Source organism: Spirillospora sp. NPDC029432 (assembly GCF_040703975.1).
Taxonomy (GTDB): Bacteria; Actinomycetota; Actinomycetes; order Streptosporangiales; family Streptosporangiaceae; genus Spirillospora.
In genome coordinates this window covers 18557-33452 of record NZ_JBEZWH010000083.1, presented here as the reverse complement: position 1 = coordinate 33452, position 14896 = coordinate 18557, and the positions used below count along the sequence as shown (strand labels likewise).

Below are 14896 nucleotides of genomic sequence, written 5' to 3'. Positions count from 1 at the left end.
CCCTCCCCCGCGCGGCGCCGGGCCGGCGGCCCGTTGCCGCCGTTCGGCCGGCCCGCCCCGCCGGCGTTCCCGGGTACGGGCGGGAGACACCGCCCGCGGGCGGTCTCCCGCCGGGCTCTACACTGATCGTCATCGCCGTGCCGCCGGACCGTTCCCGCCGCGCGGCGCCCACCACGCCCCGACCGCCCCGCCCTTACCCGAAGGTGTGCCCGCATGACCGGACCCGCGACCCCGCCGGCCGCGGCCTCGGCCGAGACCTCCGCGCCGCCGCGCACCACGTTGCTGATCGGCGTCCTGGTCGCCTCGGCGTTCGTGATGATCCTCAACGAGACCATCCTGAGCGTCGCGCTGCGGGACCTGACCGTCGACCTGGGCGTGTCGACCACGACGGTGCAGTGGCTGACCAGCGGGTTCCTGCTGACGATGGCGGTGGTCATCCCGACCACCGGGTTCCTGCTGGAGCGGTTCACGCCGCGGCAGGTCTTCATCGCCTCGCTGGCGCTGTTCAGCGCGGGGACGCTCCTCAGCGCGCTGGCGCCGGGGTTCTGGGTGCTGCTGGCCGGCCGCGTCGTGCAGGCGTGCGGGACCGCGGTGATGCTGCCGATGCTGATGACGACGGTCATGCGGCTGGTGCCGCCGCAGCGGCGGGGCTCGACGATGGGCACGATCACCATCGTGATCGCCGTCGCCCCGGCGCTCGGGCCCACGATCGGCGGGGCGCTGCTGTCCTCGCTGGGCTGGCGCTGGATGTTCTGGACGGTGCTGCCACTGTCGCTGGCGGCGCTGGCCATCGGCGCGGTCTGGCTGCGGCTGGACGGCCGGACGCGGCCCGTGCCGCTGGACGTGCTCTCGGTGCTGCTGTCGGCGGCCGGGTTCGGAGGCGTCCTGTACGGGCTGTCGGCCATCGGCGAGTCGGGCGGCGGGGAGCACCCGGTGCCGCCGTGGGCGCCGATCGCGGCCGGGGCCGCGGCGCTCGCGGTCTTCGTCCTGCGGCAGCTCCGGCTGCAGCGCCGCGACCGGGCCCTGCTCGACCTGCGCCCGTTCGCCCACCGCACCTTCACCGTCGCGCTGGTCCTGACCGCGCTGATGTTCATGTGCCTGCTGGGCGCCGCGGCGATCCTGCTGCCGCTCTACCTGCAGACCGTCCTGCACACCAGCACGTTCGTCAGCGGGCTGGCCGTGCTGCCCGGCGGGCTGGTGCTCGGGCTGCTCGGCCGCCCGGTCGGGGCGCTGTTCGACCGGTTCGGCGCCCGCCCGCTGGTGGTCCCCGGCGCGCTGGCCATGGCGGTGTCGCTGTGGCTGTTCACCGCGCTCGGCGCGGACTCGCCGCTGGCCGCGGTGATCGCCGTCCATGTGCTGCTGATGGCCGGGCTCGGGCTGATGATGACCCCGCTGATGACCGAGTCGCTCGGGGTGCTGCCCGACCACCTCCACTCGCACGGCAGCGCGATCCTGGCCACGCTCCAGCAGGTCGCCGGCGCGTTCGGCACGGCCGTCTTCGTGACCGTGGCCGCGCAGGGCGGCGCCGCCGCGTCCGGGACCCCGGACGCCGCGGGCCTGCGCACCGCGTTCGCCGTCGCCGGGTGCATCGGCGTCCTCGCGGTGATCGCCTCGCTGTTCGTCCGCCGGAGCCCCGGCGTCCCGGACGCCGCCCCGGCGGCCGAGGCCGCCGGGGAGCGGCGCGACAAGGCACTGCACCACTGACGGCACCACTGACGGCACCAGTGACGGCACCAGTGACGGCACGACCGGCGGCACCGTTGAAGGCGCGCGCCGCCGCCGGCGCGGCATGGCAGGCTGGTGACGTGACGACCGACAGCGGGAGGCGGGGCGGCGCCGCGGCGATGGGGCGGCCGCGGGTGACGTCGCGGGCCGCCCTGGAGCGGCTCGCGTTCGCGCTGTTCGCCCGGCAGGGGTTCGACGCGACCACGGTGGACGACATCGCGGCGGCGGCGGGGATCGGGCGGCGGACGTTCTTCCGCTACTTCGCCTCCAAGAACGACCTGGTCTGGGGCGACTTCGAGGACCACCTGCAGATGCTGCGCCGGCTGCTGGAGGAGGCCGATCCGGCCCTGCCGGCGATGGAGGCGATCCGCCGGGCGGTCGTGGAGTTCAACCGGTTCGACCCGGACGAGGTGCCCTGGCACCGGCAGCGCATGCGCCTCATCCTGGAGGTGCCGACGCTGCACGCGGACGCGACGCTGCGCTACGCGTCCTGGCGGGAGATCATCACCGGGTTCGTCGCCCGGCGCACGGGCCTGCCGGCCGCGTCGACGGTCCCCCGGCTCGCGGGGAACGTCGTCCTCGCCGCCGCGGTCAGCGCGTACGAGCAGTGGCTGTCGGCCGAGGACGGCGCGGCGCTGGCGGATCTGCTGGACGAGACGCTCCGCCAGGTGACGGCCGGGCTGGGCGCCGTCCTGGATCCGGCCGGCGCAGCCTCCGGCTCCTGATCAGCCGGGCCCGCGCATGGCGCGGGCGACGACCTCGCCGATGAGGACGGCCGTGGCGGCGGGCCCGCGCAGCGGCGCGGTGGGCAGGACGGAGGTGTCGGCCACGCGGAGCCCGGCGACGCCGTGGACCCTGCCCTGGCCGTCGACGGCGGGGCCCATCGGCACGGTGCCGCAGGTGTGCTGGGACGTGCCGAGCCGGGCGCGGATCCACGCGTCGAGCAGGCGGTCGTCGTCCAGTGTCGGGCCGTCCGGCCCGGCCGGGCCGCGCGACACCGCAGCGAAGGCGGTGGTGGCCGCGACGGCCGCGGCCGCCCGCACGGCCTCCCGCATCCGGCGGCGGTCCGCGCCGGACCGCAGGTAGCCGTAGTCGATGTACGGCGGCGTGCCGGGGTCGGCCGACACCGTGCGCAGCCCGCCGGACCGAACCGGCGCCTGCACCGACACCAGGAACGCCAGCGGCGCACCGGGGACGCTCGCGGCGCCGGTGACCAGGCCGGCGAGCGGGACGAGCGACTGAAGGACCTCCAGGTCGCCGGGCTCGCCGCCGGACGAGGTCAGATGCAGCGCCCCGCCCAGCCAGGAGCCCCCCGGCTCCCCCATCGGCCGCCGTGGCGTCCACTCCAGCACCACCTGCGGGTGGTCGCTGAGCGCGGCGCCGACCGCGGGGAGGTCCTGGACGGCGGTGACGCCCAGGCCCTCCAGCGCGGCCGCCGGCCCGATGCCCGACAGGTGCAGCAGGTGCGGCGTGGCCAGCGAGCCCGCGCACAGCACGACCTCCCCCGCCTCCAGCGTGGACGTCCGGCCGCCGCGTTCGGCCACGACCCCGGTCGCCCGGCCGCCGCGGACGGTCACCGACCGCACCTGGCAGCCGCCGAGCACGGTCAGGTTGGGACGGCCGAGGGCGCCCAGCAGGTAGGCGATCCCGGTGTTGATCCGCCGGCCGTCCACCGCGTTCACCGGGACCGGGCCGAAGCCGGGCGGGTCCTGGGCGTTCTTGTCGGGCTCGTCCGGGTGCCCGAGTTCGCGGGCGGCGGCCTGGAACGCGGCGGCGGCCGGATGCTCCAGGCCGGTGCGGCGGACTGGGACCGGGCCGGCGCCGCCGTGCGGCGGGGCGTCCCCGCGGTCGAGGTCGTTCTCCAGCGCGCGCAGCAGGGGCAGCACCCGCTCGTACGACCAGCGCGGGTCGCCCGCGTCGGCCGCCCACCGGTCGAAATCCGCCCGCCGGGCCCGGACGAAGTAGCCGCCGTTGACGGTGGTGGAGCCGCCGAGGAACCGGCCCCGGGCCGCCATGTACGGCATGCCGGGCATGAGGCGCGCCGGGAACGTCCGTACGGCGGCGTGCCCGGTCCGCGCCCCCGGGACGAGCCGCGCGTCCAGCAGGTCCGCGGGGAAGCCGTCCAGGCCGCGCGGCACCGGCCCCGCCTCCAGGAGCAGGACCTCGCGCGCCGGGTCCTCGCTGAGCCGTGCCGCGAGGACGGCGCCGCTGCCGCCCGCGCCCACGACGAGCACGTCGGGACGCCCCTTCCGGCGCGCACTCACCCCGGACGCCGACAAATCACCCTCCCGCGCCTTCCTTTTGACACTCGATGCACTTAGTATCACCGAAAGGCCGCGCCGGGCCACCCCCCGGCCCCGACGGCCACGGCCCACCGGAGGAGGACCCATGGACACCACCGCCCCCGAGAACCAGGCGCACGACCCGGCCGACGACCGGACCGCCGCCGAGCTCGCCGACGCCGAGTCCCTCATCGAGGAGGTCTCGATCGACGGCATGTGCGGCGTCTACTAGGCCGCCATGCCCGGTATCGACATGGACCGCGCCTGGGACCTGCACCCGCAGGTCTCGGTGCGGCCCGAGCCGTTCGGCGCGCTGCTCTACCACTTCGGGACGCGCAAGCTGTCGTTCCTCAAGGACCGCCGGCTGCTGGCGGTCGTGCAGACCCTCAAGGACGCGCCCACCGCCCGGGACGCCTGCGCGACGGCCGGGGTCCCCGCACCCGACCTGGACCGCTACGGCGCGGCGCTGGCCGCGCTGCACCGCTCGTCCATGCTCGTCGAAAGGACCCCATGACCGCCATGACCGCCTCCCCGGCCCCCGGCACGGCCCCCGGCACGCGGCTGGTCGATCTGTTCGAGCGCGGGCTCGACGCGCCGATCTGCCTGACCTGGGAGCTCACCTACGCCTGCAACCTGGCCTGCCGGCACTGCCTGTCGTCCTCCGGGCGGCGCGACCCGCGCGAGCTGAGCACCGCCGAGGCCAAGGCCGTCATCGACGAACTGGAGGCCATGCAGGTCTTCTACGTCAACATCGGCGGCGGCGAACCCACCGTCCGCTCCGACTTCTGGGAACTGCTCGACTACGCCACCGCCCACCACGTGGGCGTGAAGTTCTCGACCAACGGCGTGCGGATCACACCGGAGGCGGCGCGGCGGCTGGCCGCCAACGACTACGTCGACGTGCAGATCTCGCTGGACGGCGCCACGGCCGAGGTCAACGACGCGGTGCGCGGCCCCGGCTCCTACGACACCGCAGTGCGGGCGATGAAGAACCTGGCCGACGCCGGGATGAAGAACTTCAAGCTGTCGGTGGTGTGCACCCGGCACAACATCGCGCAGATGGACGAGTTCAAGGCGCTCGCCGACACCTACGGCGCCCAGCTGCGGCTGACCCGGCTGCGCCCCTCCGGCCGCGGCGCCGACGTATGGGACGAACTGCACCCCGAACCCGCCCAGCAGCGCGAGCTGTACGACTGGCTGCTCGCGCACGGCGACCAGGTGCTGACCGGCGACTCGTTCTTCCACCTGTCGGCCTACGGCCAGTCGCTGCCCGGCCTGAACCTGTGCGGCGCCGGGCGGGTGGTGTGCCTGATCGACCCGATCGGCGACGTCTACGCCTGCCCGTTCGCCATCCACGAGGAGTTCCTCGCCGGCAACGTCCGCGAGGAGGGCGGCTTCGCGCGCGTGTGGCGCGGCTCGGAGCTGTTCCGCGACCTGCGCGAGCCACAGAACGGCGGCGCCTGCACCTCCTGCGCGTTCTACGACAGCTGCAAAGGCGGCTGCATGGCCGCCAAGTTCTTCACCGGCCTGCCCCTGGACGGTCCCGACCCCGAATGCGTCCAAGGCCACGGCGAGGCGCTGCTGGCCGCCCGCCCCGAAGACCGCGCGGGCATCCCGAAGCCGTCGGCCGACCACTCCCGCCGCACCGCCCCGGCCCGGGGGAGGCGGACCGGTCCGGTGCCGGTCACGCTGGCGCGGCGCCGCGAGGACCTGGACCGGCCGCCGGTGAGCGCGTGCGCCGAGGACCCGCTGGCGGGCCTGCGGGCGCCCTGACAAGGAGACATCCGTGATGACGAGAAACCCCTGGTTCGAGACCGTCGCCGAGGCGCAGCGCCGCGCCAAGAGGCGGCTGCCGTACATGGTGTACGGGGCGCTGGTGGCCGGCTCCGAGCGCGGCCGGACGATCCGGAACAACACCGACGCGTTCGGCGAGCTCGGCTTCGCCCCCCGCGTCGCCGGCCACCACGCCCAGCGGGACCTGTCGACGACGGTGATGGGCGTCGAGACGTCGATGCCGGTGCTCATCTCCCCCACCGGCGTCCAGGCCGTGCACCCCGACGGCGAGGTCGCGGTGGCGCGGGCCGCCGCCAACCGCGGCGTCATCATGGGGCTGAGCTCGTTCGCCAGCAAGCCGGTGGAGGAGGTCGCGGAGGCCAACCCGAACGTCTTCTTCCAGATGTACTGGAGCGGCGACCGCGACGCGATGGTCCAGCGCATGGACCGCGCCCGCAGGGCCGGCGCCAAGGCCCTCATCGCCACCCTGGACTGGTCGTTCTCCAACGGCCGCGACTGGGGCAGCCCGATGATCCCGGACAGGATCGACCTGAAGACGGCGGTGAAGCTGGCGCCCGGCGTGCTGCCCCACCCGGGCTGGCTGTGGCGCTTCGCGAAGACGGGCCGCATCCCCGACCTCACCACGCCCAACCTCGCGCCCCCCGGCGGGACGGCGCCGACGTTCTTCGGCGCCTACGGCGAGTGGATGCAGACGCCGCCTCCCACCTGGGAGGACGTGGCGTGGCTGCGCAAGGAGTGGGACGGCCCGTTCATGCTCAAGGGCGTCACCCGCGTCGACGACGCCAGGAAGGCCGTCGACGCCGGTGTCACCGCCATCTCGGTCTCCAACCACGGCGGCAACAACCTCGACACCACCCCCGCCACCATCCGCGTCCTGCCCTCCATCGCCGAAGCCGTCGGCGACCAGATCGAGGTGCTCCTGGACGGCGGGATCCGGCGCGGCGGGGACGTCGCCAAGGCCCTCGCGCTGGGCGCCCGCGCCGTCCTCATCGGCCGCGCGTACCTGTGGGGGCTGGCCGCCAACGGGCAGGCCGGCGTGGAGAACGTCCTGGACATCATGCGCGGCGGCCTCGACTCGGCCGTCCTGGGCCTCGGCCACACCAGCGTCCGCGACCTCTCCCCCGCCGACCTGGTGATCCCGCCGGACTTCCGGCTCACGCTGGGCGGCGGCGCGGTCCCGGACACTCCGGCGGGCTGACGTGCGGGAAGAGGGGGGAATCGCGGGCTCGGCCTGGCCGGAGGTCCCGCCGGACCCGCCGGTCCTGGTGCCGGTCGGCTCGACCGAGCAGCACGGGCCGCACCTGCCCCTCTCCACCGACACCGTGATCGCGCGGGCCGTCGCCGAGCGCGCGGCGGCCCGGCTGCCCGGGCCGCCGATGGTCGCGCCGGCGATCGCGTACGGCGCCAGCGGCGAGCACGCCGGCTTCCCCGGGACGGTCTCCATCGGCCACGAGGCCCTGCGCGCCGTGCTCGTGGAGACCGTCCGCTCGCTCGCGCTGTGGGCCGGGCGGATCGTCTTCGTCAACGGGCACGGCGGCAACGTCCCGACACTGGACGCCGCCGTCGGGCGGATGCGGGCCGAGGGGCACGACACCGCCTGGGTCGGCTGCGCGGTTCCGGGCGGCGACGCCCATGCCGGGTTCACCGAGACGTCCGTCATGCTGCACCTGGCCCCGGACCTGGTACGCCCGTTCGGCGGGGTCTCCGGCGACGCGCGCCCGCTGCCCGAGCTGATGCCCGATCTGGTCGCGCGCGGCGTCCGGGCGGTCTCGCCGTCCGGGGTGCTCGGGGACCCGGCCGGGGCGTCCGCCGCGGCCGGCCGCGAGATCCTGGAGGCCATGGTCGGCGCGGCCGTCCGGCGGATCGGCGGCGGGCGGGCGGACGAGCGCGGCCGGCTCCTCGATCCGGGCGTCCCGTCCCCGGGGGCGCGGCCGTGAGCGGATCCGGGGACGGCCGGCGCTCCTTCCCCCTTCCGGCGGGCTTCCCCATCGCGCTGGCGCGCGGGACCTCCCTCTGGACGGGCGGCCGGGTCGCCACCGGCGGCGCGCCCTGGAAGGTCGTGCGCCTGGGCGCGGCGGCGCGCCCACATCTGGCCGCGCTGCGGCGGGCGGGCGCGCGGGGCCTGGCCGACGACTCCCCCGTGGGGCGCGCGCTGGCCCGGCAGCTGCTCGACCACGGCCTCGCCGACCCGGTCCCCGGCCCGCGTCCCGGCCCGCACGACGTGACGGTCGTGATCCCGGCGTACGGCCGTCCCGCCGAACTCGAGGCGACGCTGGCGACGGTCGAGGGCGTGCCGGTGGTCGTCGTGGACGACGGTTCACCGGATCCCGGGCCGCTGCGCCGCGCGGCCGCCGCGCACGGCGCCCGGCTGGTCCGGCACGACCGCAACCGGGGGCCGGCCGCCGCGCGCAACACCGGGCTGCGGCTGGCCGGGACGCCGTTCGTGGCGTTCGTGGACTCCGACTGCCGCCCCATGGACGGCTGGCTGGACGTCCTCATGCCGCACTTCGACGACCCGCGCGTCGCGGCCGTGGCGCCCCGCGTGGTGCCGGGGCCGGGCGACACGCGGCTGCTGGCCCGGTACGAGGCCGCCCGGTCCGCGCTCGACATGGGCGTGCGGCCGGCGCTGGTGCGGCCGGGAGGCAGGCTCGGGTTCGTCCCCACGGCGACGCTGCTCGTGCGCGCCGCGGCGGTGCGGGACGCGGACGCCGCGTTCGACGAGGACATGCGGCTGGGCGAGGACGTCGACTTCGTCTGGCGGCTGGGCGACCGCGGCTGGAACGTCCGCTACGAGCCCGCCGCGCGCGTCGCCCACACGCCGCGGCTGCGCCCGGCGGACTGGGCCCGGCGGCGCCACCAGTACGGGACGTCCGCCGCCGACCTGGCCCGCCGCCATCCCGGCCGGCTCGCGCCCGCCCGCCCGTCGCTGTGGAACCTCGCCGTCCTGGCGCTGCTGGCCCGGGGGCGCCCGGTCCCGGCGGCCGCGTGCGCGGGGATCGCCGCGGCGCTGCTGGCCAGGCGGCTGTCGCGGCTGCCGGCCGACTGGAGCCTGGCCGTCGCCCTCGTCGGCAAGGGCGCGGCCGCCGACGCCGCCGCGCTCGGGCACGCGCTGCGCCGCGAGTGGTGGCCCGTCGGGCTGCTCGCGCTGGCGGCCGCGCCGCGCAGCCGCGCGGCCCGCGCCGCAGCGCTGGCCATGCTGGCGCCGATCGCGCTGGAGTGGCTGCGGGAGCGGCCCGCCGTCGGCCCGGCCTCCTACACGGTCCTGCGGCTGGCCGAGGACGCGGCGTACGGGTCCGGCGTCACGGCCGCCGCCGCCCGCGCGCGGTCCGCCGCCCCGCTGCTGCCGGACGTCCGCCTCCCCGAGGCGTTCCAGCCCGCTCTCCGGCGGGCGGGAGCCGCGCTCCGGAGGCTCAGCGGTTGATGGCGCCGAGGTCGACGCGGATCTGGTCGCCGGTGATGTACTTGCCCTCGTCGGAGGACAGGAACGCCACGACGTTGGCGATGTCCTCCGGCTCGACCATCTGGTACGGCAGCGCCGGCATGTAGATGGGGCCGAGCATCGGGGACTCCTCGATGTAGGTGTGCAGCGAGGTGTCGGTCATGCCCGTCCGCACGCCGTGCGGGTGGATCGTGTTGACCCGGATGTCGTGCTCGCCCAGCTCGTTCGCCAGGGTCTTGGCGAGGCCGACCACGGCGTGCTTGGAGCTGGCGTAGTGCGCGAGGAAGGGCAGGCCCTTCTCGCCCGCGACCGAGCTGATGATGATGACCGAGCCGCCCTGCCCCTGCTCGATGAGCGTCGGGACGGTGGCCTTGACCGTCTTCCACACGCCGGTGAGGTTGACGTCGATCACGTCCTGCCACTGCTCCTCGGTCAGCTCCCAGGTGCGGCCGTAGTTCATGATCCCCGCGTTGGCCACGACGATGTCGAGCCGGCCCAGCTCGGCGACGCCGTCGCGGACGGCGGCCTCCAGCCCGGCCAGGTCGCGGACGTCGGCGTTCCGGGCCACGACGCGGCGGCCCTGCTCCTCGACGAGCTTGACGGTCTCGGCCAGGTCGGCCTCGGTGGCGGGCTCGTACTTGACGTACGTGCTCGGCGACCCGGCGATGTCGATCGCGATGATGTCCGCGCCCTCGGCGGCGAGCCGCACGGCCTCCGCCCGGCCCTGGCCCCTCGCGGCGCCGGTGATGAACGCCACCTTGCCCGCCAAACGCGCCATTACGTACCTCCACGGTGATCGACTCGACGGTCCCGTCATGATGGCACTCGATGCCAAAAGGGGCAAGGGTCCGGCTCCCGCCGCCGATCGGCGGGGAGCGGGACGTCCTTCCTGGCAGGCGGCGGCCGGCGGCGCGGGCATGGGCCGGCCGGACGAAGGGGGGCCCGGGCGCCGCGGCCGTGCCGCGCGGACGGCCCGGGCGGCGTCAGCGGTCGCGTTCGGGCAGCCGGACGGCGGTGGCCGGGTCGTGGGCGGCGCGCAGCTCGCGCTTGAGGATCTTGCCGGAGTGGTTGCGCGGGATCGCCTCGACGATCTCGTACCAGCGGGGGCACTTGAACGCGCCGAGCAGCTCCCGGCAGTGGGCGTCCAGCCCGGCGGGGGCGCCGCCGGGCTCGTGGCCGTCGCGGAGCACGACCAGGGCCTTGACGGCCTCGCCCCAGCGCCGGTCCGGGACGCCGACGACCGCGACGTCGGCGACCGCCGGATGCGCGGCCAGCACGCGCTCGACCTCGGCGGAGTAGACGTTCTCGCCACCGGTCTTGATCATGTCCTTGGCGCGGTCGACGAAGTAAAAGTAGCCGTCGGCGTCCTGGCGCAGCAGGTCGCCGGTGTGCAGCCACCCGTCGCGCAGGGCGGCGGCGGTGGCCTCGGGCAGGCCCGCGTACCCGGCCATCAGGGACGCGCCGCGCACCAGCAGCTCGCCGGTCCCGGTCGCGTCGGGCGCGTCGATCGCCAGGTCGAACGGCGGCAGCGGGCGGCCGACCGTGCCGGGCCGGGCCAGCTCGTCGTCCAGGGTGGTCACGGTGACGAAGTTCCCGGCCTCGGTCGAGCCGTACACGCCGCGGTAGCCGATGCCGAGATCGCGCAGCTCCTCCAGGGAGCGGGTCCGTTCGGTGGCGGCCATCCCGAACACCAGCCGCAGCGTCTCCGGGGCGGCCTCGGGGTGGCGCAGGGCGGCGCCGGTGCCGGCCGGGAAGATCGCGACGGTGACCCCGTGGCGGGCGATCACCGGCCAGACCTGCGCGGGGGCGGGGCCCGGCGGCAGGACGACCGTTCCGCCGGCCGCGAGGTGGCCGAGCGCCGTGCCGTACCCGGCGACGTGGAACAGCGGCAGCGCACCGAGCAGGCGGTCGTCGCCGGTGATCCCGAACGCCTGTACGGCGTTGGCCGCCGCCACGACCCAGCCGCGGTTGGTCAGCAGGCAGCCCTTCGGGCGTCCGGTCGTGCCGGAGGTGTAGAGCTGCATGACCGGCGCGTCCTCGGCCGGGCGGGGCGCGCCGGCGGCCGGGCCGGGGACGGCGGCCAGGGCCTCGTCCAGGTCCGGGCCGATGGTCCAGTACGCGCCGTCCAGCAGGCCGCTCTCGCGGGCCAGGCCCTCCAGCGCCGGATGGACGACCGCGTGCCGCGCCCCGGCGTCCTCGACCTGGAAGCGGATCTCGGCCGGGCCGAGCCGGACGTTCAGCGGGACGACCACCGCGCCCAGCCACGACGCCGCGAACGCGACCTCGACCGCCTCCGGCGCGTTGACGGTGAGCAGGGCGATCCGGTCGCCGGCGCCCACCCCGCCGGCGGCGAGCAGCCCGTGCCAACGCCCGGCCCGGTCGTGCAGCTCGGCGTACGAGCGGGTGCGGCCGCCCTCCCAGGCGAACGCGGTCCGGTCCGGCCAGAGCGTGGCGCCGCGATGGGCGAGATCACCGAGCAGCACGCCGCCATGTTGCCCGGATCACACTGCGCGGCGCAAGATGATCTCCCACCCTCGATGCCGAGGAGGCATCCGATGCCCCGCTCCTATGCCAGCGCCGTGCTCAACGCCCCGGCCGACGACGTGTGGTCCTACCTGCGCGACTTCGGCAACCTCGCCGACTGGATGCCGGGCGTGGAGACCGGCGTGATCGAGGACGGCGGCCCGGCCGACCGGGTCGGCTGCGTGCGGCGGCTGATCGGGCCCGGCCCCCGGCCGTTCCGCGAGCGGCTCACCTCCCTGGACGACGCCGAGCGGTCCTACGCCTACGAGATCCTGGAGTGCCCGCTGCCGGTGAGGTCCGCCCGCGCCCGGATCCGGGTCGCGCCGGTAACCGGCACCGGCCAGGCTTTCGTGGAGTGGCAGGCCGAGTTCTCCGCCGACGCCGGCGACGAGGAGGCGATGGAGAAGACCCTCACCCACGCCATCTACGCCACCGGCCTGGACGCCCTGCGCAGGCGCTTCGGCTGACCGGGGATCAGGCGAACCTCGGCGGCCGCTTCTCGCGGAGGGCCGCCACGCCCTCGCGCGCGTCCGGGCCGGTGAAGCCGAGGAACTCCAGCGCCAGCGAGGCGTCGAACGCCGGCTGCGCCACCCGCAGCCAGTGGTTGAGGGCGTGCTTGGTGTTGCGGATCGCCTCCGCCGACCCGCTCGCCAGCCGGCCCGCCACCTCCAGCGCGCGCTCGTGCACCGCGTCGTCGTCCACGCACAGGCTCACCAGGCCGATCCGCTCGGCCTCCTCGCCGGTCACCGCCTCGCACAGCAGCAGGTGGTACTTGGACTTGGCCATGCCGCACAGCAGCGGCCACACGATCGCGGCATGGTCGCCGGCGGCCACCCCGAGCCGGGTGTGGCCGTCGATGATCTTCGCGGAGCGGCCCGCGACCGAGATGTCGGCCAGCAGCGCCACCGCCAGGCCCGCCCCGACGGCCGGGCCCTGGATCGCGCTGACGACCGGCTTCGAGCACTCGATCACGTTCATGACGATGTCCCTGGCCTCGCGCATGATCCGGGAGCGGGCGGCCGGATCGTCCAGCATCCCCTCGATCATGGACAGGTCCCCGCCGGCCGAGAACGCCGTGCCCTCGCCGCGGATCAGGACCGCGCGCACCGCGTCGTCGGCGTCCACGTCCCGCCAGATCTCCGCCAGCTCGCGGTGCCCGGTCTCGTCCACCGCGTTGAGCCGCCCGGGCGCGCTGAGCGTGATCCGCAGGATCCCCGGCCCCGCCTCGTCGATCTTCAGCCGCTGGTACGCGCCGTACCGGGTCTCGCTCATGGGCCGTCCTTCCGGGTCGGTGCCGCGAATGCCGCGCGCAATCGTCGCACAGCGAAATCCATCGCCTCGACGCCGGTGTCGAACAGCTCCGGGAGCAGGAAGAACGAGTGCACCATGCCCGCGTACCGGCGCAGTTCCACCGGGACGCCGGCGGCCGCGAGCCGCCGCGCGTACGCCTCGCCCTCGTCGCGCAGCACGTCGCACTCGGCGGTGATGACGGTCGCGGGGGCCGCCCCGGCCAGGTCGGGCGCGCGCAGCGGCGCCAGCCGCGGGTCGGCGGGGTCGGCGCCGCCGCGGTACAGGTCCATGAACAGCGCCATCGAGTCCGCGTCCAGCCCGTACCCGGTGCCGTAGGCGGCGTAGCTGGGGGTGTCCATGGCCGTGTCGGTGACGGGGTAGACGAGCAGCTGGTGGGCGAGCCGCACGCCGCGCTCGCGGGCCGCCAGCGCCGTGACGGCGGCGAGGTTGCCGCCCGCGCTGTCGCCCGCGACGGCCACGTTCGCGGGGTCCACGCCGAAGCGGCCGGGGTCGCGGACGGCCGCGGCGGTCACCGCCCAGGCGTCGTCGGCGGCGGCCGGGAACGGGTGCTCGGGGGCCAGCCGGTAGTCGGCGCTCAGCACGGCGCAGCCGGCGCGCGCGGCGAACTCGCGGCAGGCGGCGTCGACGTTGCCGGGCCCGCCGACGACCCATCCCCCGCCGTGGAAGTAGACGAGCGCGGGCAGCGTCGCGCCCTCCTCGGGACGGTACAGGCGGACCGGCACGGGACCGCCCTCCCCCGGAACGGTCAGGTCCGCCACCTCCGCCAGCCCGCGGCGCGGCGCCGGGAGCGCCGAGCCGACCACGCGGCGCATGTCCTGGATCGACGGGTCGGGGCCCAGCAGATCGGTCCAGGCGCCGAGGAACTCCAGGAAACGCCGGGTCTGCGGGTGCACGGGCATGCGGCGGCCTCCGTCGGGGGCGGGGTGGACCTTCAGGTCATGATCTCCCCGCGTGATCGCCCGCGAACCGCCCGCCGGGCGGCCGGGCGCGGCCGCCGGTGCCCCGGCGGCGTCAGCGGCCGGCGGACTCGGCGACCAGCGCCTCGAACAGGCGGCGGTCGTCGCCCTCCTCCGGGTGCCACTGGACGCCGATCCCGAACCGGTGCCCCTGCAGCTCCACCGCCTCCACCACCTGGTCGGCGGCGTAGGCGACCGCGCTCAGCCCCTTGCCGAGCCGCTTGACGGCCTGGTGGTGGTAGGTCGGCACGTCCGCGCCGTCCCCCATGATCTTGCCGACCGCGCTGGTCGGGTTGATGTGCACCCGGTGCCGGCCGACCATCCCCACCGCCGGGGCGTGGTCCTCGTTCCCGACCTCCTGGGGCAGGTACTGGACGAGCGAGCCCCCGCGCGCCACGTTCAGCACCTGCATCCCCCGGCAGATGGCGAGGAACGGCAGGTCGGCCTCTATGGCGGCGCGCACCAGCGCCAGCTCGAACCGGTCGCGCTGCGGCTGCGGCGGCCCGGTCTCGGGATGCCGGTCGGCCCCGTACAGGTCGGGGTCGACGTCGCCGCCGCCGGCGATCACGAGCCCGTCCAGCCGCCGCACCAGCGCGTCCACGCCGCGCAGCCCGCCGGTCGGGGGCAGCATCACCGGCACGCCGCCCGCGCGCTCCACCGCCCGCGCGTACGGCGCGGGCAGCAGCGCGGCCTCGCGGACCCATACGCCCCAGCGTGCCGGCTCCAGGTAGGTGGTGATGCCGATGACCGGCGGGGAGCGGTCGGCGTCGCCGGGACCGCCCGGCGCCTGCCGGGTCGCCTCGCTCATGCTGGTGTCCCTCCCGTTGTGCGTACCACGGCCCGGTGCCCGTCGCCCGGCGTGGCGC

At 76.0% G+C, this 14896-nt stretch carries 15 protein-coding genes; 9 read left to right on the top strand and 6 right to left on the bottom strand.

Annotated features, from left to right (window positions below):
* Positions 1–213: 213 nt before the first annotated feature.
* Both AB0881_RS37100 and mftR read left to right on the top strand, forming a co-directional pair.
* A complete protein-coding gene (locus tag AB0881_RS37100) occupies positions 214–1704 on the top strand; it encodes an MDR family MFS transporter (RefSeq protein WP_366624873.1) in 1491 nt (496 codons plus the stop codon).
* A 101-nt stretch (positions 1705–1805) separates the two neighbouring features.
* Positions 1806–2450 (top strand): mycofactocin system transcriptional regulator, encoded by a 645-nt coding sequence (gene mftR / locus AB0881_RS37095; RefSeq protein ID WP_366624872.1) that lies wholly within the window; start codon positions 1806–1808, stop codon positions 2448–2450.
* Here the strand turns inward: mftR and mftG are convergent, their stop codons facing one another.
* The gene (mftG, locus tag AB0881_RS37090) at positions 2451–3989 is read right to left on the bottom strand and encodes a mycofactocin system GMC family oxidoreductase MftG (RefSeq protein WP_366624871.1); all 1539 of its coding nucleotides are present in this window, start codon (positions 3987–3989) and stop codon (positions 2451–2453) included.
* Between the two features lie 124 nt (positions 3990–4113).
* Between mftG and mftA the strand changes: the two genes are divergently transcribed.
* The 6 genes from mftA to mftF are packed head-to-tail and all read left to right on the top strand — an operon-like array spanning position 4114 to position 9222.
* Positions 4114–4239 (top strand): mycofactocin precursor MftA, encoded by a 126-nt coding sequence (gene mftA, locus AB0881_RS37085; protein WP_366624870.1) that lies wholly within the window; start codon positions 4114–4116, stop codon positions 4237–4239.
* 6 nt (positions 4240–4245) lie between these two features.
* Positions 4246–4521, top strand: coding sequence for a mycofactocin biosynthesis chaperone MftB (gene mftB / locus AB0881_RS37080; RefSeq protein ID WP_366624868.1), 276 nt, complete (start codon positions 4246–4248; stop codon positions 4519–4521).
* Complete coding sequence (mftC, locus tag AB0881_RS37075) at positions 4518–5780, top strand: mycofactocin radical SAM maturase (RefSeq protein WP_366624866.1); 1263 nt, start codon at positions 4518–4520, stop codon at positions 5778–5780. Before mftB ends, mftC begins: the two co-directional genes overlap by 4 nt.
* Before the next feature lie 16 nt (positions 5781–5796).
* Positions 5797–6999 carry a pre-mycofactocin synthase MftD gene (gene mftD / locus AB0881_RS37070; RefSeq protein ID WP_366624864.1) on the top strand — a complete coding sequence of 401 codons (1203 nt, stop codon included), beginning with the start codon at positions 5797–5799 and terminating at the stop codon, positions 6997–6999.
* A 1-nt stretch (position 7000) separates the two neighbouring features.
* Complete coding sequence (mftE, locus tag AB0881_RS37065; RefSeq protein ID WP_366624862.1) at positions 7001–7738, top strand: mycofactocin biosynthesis peptidyl-dipeptidase MftE; 738 nt, start codon at positions 7001–7003, stop codon at positions 7736–7738.
* The gene (mftF, locus tag AB0881_RS37060) at positions 7735–9222 is read left to right on the top strand and encodes a mycofactocin biosynthesis glycosyltransferase MftF (RefSeq protein WP_366624861.1); all 1488 of its coding nucleotides are present in this window, start codon (positions 7735–7737) and stop codon (positions 9220–9222) included. The genes mftE and mftF overlap by 4 nt, the downstream gene beginning before the upstream one ends.
* On the opposite strand, the gene AB0881_RS37055 is transcribed toward mftF, so the two are convergent.
* Both AB0881_RS37055 and AB0881_RS37050 read right to left on the bottom strand, forming a co-directional pair.
* Positions 9212–10018, bottom strand: coding sequence for a mycofactocin-coupled SDR family oxidoreductase (locus AB0881_RS37055; protein WP_366624859.1), 807 nt, complete (start codon positions 10016–10018; stop codon positions 9212–9214). The genes mftF and AB0881_RS37055 overlap by 11 nt on opposite strands.
* A 205-nt stretch (positions 10019–10223) precedes the next feature.
* Positions 10224–11723, bottom strand: coding sequence for an AMP-binding protein (locus tag AB0881_RS37050; protein ID WP_366624857.1), 1500 nt, complete (start codon positions 11721–11723; stop codon positions 10224–10226).
* A gap of 72 nt (positions 11724–11795) precedes the next feature.
* Here AB0881_RS37050 and AB0881_RS37045 point away from each other — a divergent pair, with 72 nt between their 5' ends.
* On the top strand, positions 11796–12230 hold the full coding sequence (locus AB0881_RS37045; protein ID WP_366624856.1) for an SRPBCC family protein: 435 nt from the start codon (positions 11796–11798) through the stop codon (positions 12228–12230).
* 7 nt (positions 12231–12237) lie between these two features.
* Here AB0881_RS37045 and AB0881_RS37040 read toward each other — a convergent pair whose 3' ends face one another.
* The 3 genes from AB0881_RS37040 to AB0881_RS37030 all read right to left on the bottom strand — a co-directional run bounded on the left by AB0881_RS37040 (position 12238) and on the right by AB0881_RS37030 (position 14838).
* Entirely contained in the window at positions 12238–13035 is a 798-nt protein-coding gene (locus tag AB0881_RS37040) for an enoyl-CoA hydratase/isomerase family protein (protein WP_366624854.1), read from the bottom strand.
* Positions 13032–13973 (bottom strand): alpha/beta hydrolase, encoded by a 942-nt coding sequence (locus AB0881_RS37035; RefSeq protein WP_366624852.1) that lies wholly within the window; start codon positions 13971–13973, stop codon positions 13032–13034. Before AB0881_RS37035 ends, AB0881_RS37040 begins: the two co-directional genes overlap by 4 nt.
* Before the next feature lie 112 nt (positions 13974–14085).
* Positions 14086–14838: a gamma-glutamyl-gamma-aminobutyrate hydrolase family protein gene (locus AB0881_RS37030; RefSeq protein WP_366624850.1), complete on the bottom strand. Its 753-nt coding sequence runs from the start codon at positions 14836–14838 to the stop codon at positions 14086–14088.
* Between the last annotated feature and the right edge of the window lie 58 nt (positions 14839–14896).

Coding starts and splice junctions, on each gene's coding strand:
- AB0881_RS37030 (WP_366624850.1), bottom strand. CDS start 14,838: ATGAGCGAGGCGACCCGGCAGGCGCCGGGCGGTCCCGGCGACGCCGAC.
- AB0881_RS37035 (WP_366624852.1), bottom strand. CDS start 13,973: ATGCCCGTGCACCCGCAGACCCGGCGTTTCCTGGAGTTCCTCGGCGCC.
- mftB (WP_366624868.1), top strand. CDS start 4,246: ATGCCCGGTATCGACATGGACCGCGCCTGGGACCTGCACCCGCAGGTC.
- AB0881_RS37055 (WP_366624859.1), bottom strand. CDS start 10,018: ATGGCGCGTTTGGCGGGCAAGGTGGCGTTCATCACCGGCGCCGCGAGG.
- AB0881_RS37040 (WP_366624854.1), bottom strand. CDS start 13,035: ATGAGCGAGACCCGGTACGGCGCGTACCAGCGGCTGAAGATCGACGAG.
- mftD (WP_366624864.1), top strand. CDS start 5,797: ATGACGAGAAACCCCTGGTTCGAGACCGTCGCCGAGGCGCAGCGCCGC.
- AB0881_RS37100 (WP_366624873.1), top strand. CDS start 214: ATGACCGGACCCGCGACCCCGCCGGCCGCGGCCTCGGCCGAGACCTCC.
- mftA (WP_366624870.1), top strand. CDS start 4,114: ATGGACACCACCGCCCCCGAGAACCAGGCGCACGACCCGGCCGACGAC.
- mftC (WP_366624866.1), top strand. CDS start 4,518: ATGACCGCCATGACCGCCTCCCCGGCCCCCGGCACGGCCCCCGGCACG.
- AB0881_RS37045 (WP_366624856.1), top strand. CDS start 11,796: ATGCCCCGCTCCTATGCCAGCGCCGTGCTCAACGCCCCGGCCGACGAC.